The following is a 3,335-nucleotide window of genomic DNA, read 5'->3' on the forward strand; positions in this document are numbered from 1 at the left end:
ATGAAAATCATCTGCATCGGCCGCAATTATGCCGAACACGCCAAAGAACTCGGAAATGAAATCCCTGAAAATCCTGTAATCTTCATGAAACCCGACACGGCAATCCTAAAGAAAGGTTCGGATTTTTATATTCCCGAATTTTCTGATGATGTGCATTATGAACTGGAAGTCGTGCTGAAAATCTCGAAAGGCGGAAAATACATCCAGGAAGAAAAAGCTTCGAATTATTTCGAAGAAATAGGATTGGGAATTGATTTCACAGCAAGAGATCTGCAAAGCCAGCTGAAAGCAAAAGGACTTCCCTGGGAACTTGCCAAAGGTTTCGACGGCAGCGCTGTAGTTTCAGAATTTTATAAAAAGAGCAGTTTCGATATGAAGAACCTGAATTTTTCTTTACTTAAAAACAAGGATAAGGTTCAGGACGGGAATACTTCAATGATGATTTTCTCTCCGGAAAAAATGATCGCTTTCGTATCACAATACTTCACGCTAAAAACCGGAGATCTTATTTTTACCGGTACGCCGAAAGGTGTAGGCAAAGTTGCGGAAAACGATATTCTGCAGGCTTTCCTTGAAAATGAAAAAGTGCTGGATCTGAGAATTCAGTAAATTACTTGACCGTTTGCAGAAACTTTTGTAACTTTAAGGAACAAAAATTAAGATCATGATTAACATCGTATTACCTGTAGATTTTTCAGACGCAACCGACAGACTTATTGATGGTGCAGTAAAATTCGCTAAAGAAACAAAAGGAAAAATCTGTCTTATTCATGTAGCGCCGGCGGATATTGGTTTCGCTATAGGCGACATGGGCTTCCAGTATTTCCCTGAGGTGGAGCAAAATGAAATTAAAGATGAGTTGCTGCGGCTGAATGTAATTGAACAGCGCATTATCGCGCAGGATGTGGATTGCGAACATCTTCTGAAACAGGGCGTTGCCGGAGATATTATTCTGGAATATGCCAAATCAAAAAACGCTGATTACATTGTGATGGGTTCGCACGGAAGAAGCGGAATTTATGACGTATTTGTGGGCAGTTTAACTAAGGAACTTACAAGAAGGTCAACAATTCCTGTGCTGGTAATTCCTATACATTAATAATTGAAAGTAACGAAATTATAAATCCCGAAATTATAAAATTTCGGGATTTTATTATGAACATAAGTATCAATTATTTTAGCCTTTTTTGTTGATCTTCGGATCGTAATAAGGATGATGCCCTTCAGTTGGTGAAAAATATTCTTTGTCTTTGTCGCCACCTAAAGTTACCATCAATACATAACACCAATAGGTGAATAAAGCTGATGCAACCAGAAACAGAATCCAGTTAAGAACATTACCTGCTGCATCAAACAAACCGAAAGACCACTTGAATACATCGCTTAAGAAGAGAAAGAAAGACGTCATTATTTTCCTTTTTTAAATTAACTTTGCACAAAATTAATAAAAATGTTTCGATTACTTTCAAAAGAAAGCAATATTTTTTCAATACCATTTTACATCGGCGTACTACTTTTAATTGTAATCGGATTCAACTTTCTCGACCTCAATACTTTAGATTTTTTTTCCGCGGTAATTACGTTTGCAGGCGTAGCCATGGGCTATTTCTGTTTTAACACGATTGCCCTGAATTACCAGACGCATTTACCGTTATTTTTATATACCGCATTTATTTTTGCGCTTTATCCGGGGGATCTAGACATTGGGATTGCGGTTTCACTTTTTACCAATTCCATCATCCTTATTCTGCTAACTAATGTGGATATGAGTGTCCGCAAAAATTCCTATCCTCTAGTAGGCGCAATTCTGGGACTGAATTTTATCTTTCTTCCCACAACCTGGCCGATGTCGATTTTCGTTATTTTACATATTATCGGAACCTCAGACCGTGTAGGATTGCATGTTTTCAGGCTTTTTTACGGTATTTTTCTGGTGGCGATATCTTATTTCGGGATTGCATATTTTCTGGGAATGAACTCCTGGAATCCGGCGTATTTTCCGTTTGACGATTTCAAACCTTCGGAATATATCAAGCCGCTGCTTTGGTTGCTCCCTGTTGCTCTGATGCTGATTCATGCGGTGATGGATCATTTCAGGAACTTTAACAAGAAAAGCCCGACAAGCAAATTCAAATATACATTTCTGCTGATTTTTTCGCTGGCACAGCTGATCACGATCTTACTTTACATGAGAAATCAATATGAATATCTGCTTTTGCTTGCTTTTCCGGCTTCAATTATATTAAGCAGAATGCTGAAATTTCTCCCCAAATACTGGATGCAGGAAACCGGATTGTGGCTGATTATTTTCAGTCTTGTCCTCTTCAAGCTTCAGGGTTATTATAACTTTAATATTTAATTACAATGATTCAAATTGACGATAAATTAATTTCTGAGGATATTTTTTCTGAAGAATTTGTATGTAACCTCAGCAGATGCAAAGGCGCATGCTGTGTTGCAGGTGATGTAGGCGCTCCGCTGGAGAAATATGAAACCGAGATCCTCGACAGGATTTTTCCGCAGGTAAAACCTTATTTAAGGCCTGAAGGGATAAAAGCTTTGGAAGAACAGGGAACCTGGACCATCGATCCGAACGATGGCGATTTTGTAACTCCGATGGTAAACGGCGAAGAATGTGCATATGTAATTTTCGACGAAAAAGGAATTACCAAATGCGGAATCGAAAAAGCTTATGAAGACGGTGCTGTAGATTGGCATAAACCCATTTCATGTCACCTCTACCCGATACGTATTACCGAATATTCTACATTTACCGCCCTGAACTATCATGAATGGGAAATCTGTAATCCTGCCTGCGAACTGGGAAAAGAACTGAAAGTACCAGTGTATAAATTCCTGAAAACACCACTGATCAGAAAATACGGCGAAGAATTTTACGACACGCTTTGCGATGCGGCCGATGAGTGGAACCGCGAGTTCAATTCATAGAAAAATTATATCTTTAAATAAAAAATGTCGGAGCATTTTGAACTTTTAGATGTTTATAAAGCCATTATTTCGATCGTTGCCGGGCTGATTCTGGGTTTCGAACGGGAAATGAAGGATAAATCGGCGGGGTTGAAAACCATCACCGTCATTTGTCTGGGTTCTACTCTTTTCTCGATTATTTCCTATAAACTTGCCGGCGATGGCGACCCCACGAGAATCGCCTCTTATATTGTGAGCGGAATTGGCTTTCTGGGTGCCGGCGTCATTTTTAAAGAAGGCTTCACGATCTACGGACTTACTACCGCCGGTGTAATTTGGATTGCCGCTGCGATTGGAATGTCGATAGGCTTTGGTGAGGTTTATATTGCATTTACTTTTCTTATTTC

At 39.2% G+C, this 3,335-nt stretch carries 6 protein-coding genes; 5 read left to right on the forward strand and 1 reads right to left on the reverse strand.

Going from position 1 to position 3,335, the window contains the following annotated elements:
* Together V5N63_RS09615 and V5N63_RS09620 are read left to right on the forward strand one after the other, a co-directional pair.
* A partial coding sequence (locus V5N63_RS09615) for a fumarylacetoacetate hydrolase family protein (RefSeq protein WP_332033772.1) occupies nt 1-609 on the forward strand: 609 nt, incomplete at its 5' end.
* A 55-nt stretch (nt 610-664) separates the two neighbouring features.
* Nucleotides 665-1,099, forward strand: coding sequence for a universal stress protein (locus V5N63_RS09620; protein WP_088469980.1), 435 nt, complete (start codon nt 665-667; stop codon nt 1,097-1,099).
* Between the two features lie 78 nt (nt 1,100-1,177).
* Here the strand turns inward: V5N63_RS09620 and V5N63_RS09625 are convergent, their stop codons facing one another.
* Nucleotides 1,178-1,408: a hypothetical protein gene (locus V5N63_RS09625; protein WP_332033773.1), complete on the reverse strand. Its 231-nt coding sequence runs from the start codon at nt 1,406-1,408 to the stop codon at nt 1,178-1,180.
* A 42-nt stretch (nt 1,409-1,450) separates the two neighbouring features.
* On the opposite strand from V5N63_RS09625, the gene V5N63_RS09630 reads away from it, so the two are divergent.
* The 3 genes from V5N63_RS09630 to V5N63_RS09640 all read left to right on the forward strand — a co-directional run.
* Nucleotides 1,451-2,359 (forward strand): DUF6427 family protein, encoded by a 909-nt coding sequence (locus V5N63_RS09630; protein ID WP_332033774.1) that lies wholly within the window; start codon nt 1,451-1,453, stop codon nt 2,357-2,359.
* Nucleotides 2,360-2,364: 5 nt separating this feature from the next.
* Nucleotides 2,365-2,949, forward strand: coding sequence for a DUF3109 family protein (locus V5N63_RS09635; RefSeq protein ID WP_332033775.1), 585 nt, complete (start codon nt 2,365-2,367; stop codon nt 2,947-2,949).
* Between the two features lie 24 nt (nt 2,950-2,973).
* The coding region (locus tag V5N63_RS09640) for an MgtC/SapB family protein (RefSeq protein ID WP_332033776.1) at nt 2,974-3,335 on the forward strand (362 nt) is incomplete at its 3' end.

This window comes from Kaistella sp. (assembly GCF_032060305.1).
Lineage (GTDB): Bacteria > Bacteroidota > Bacteroidia > Flavobacteriales > Weeksellaceae > Kaistella > Kaistella yananensis.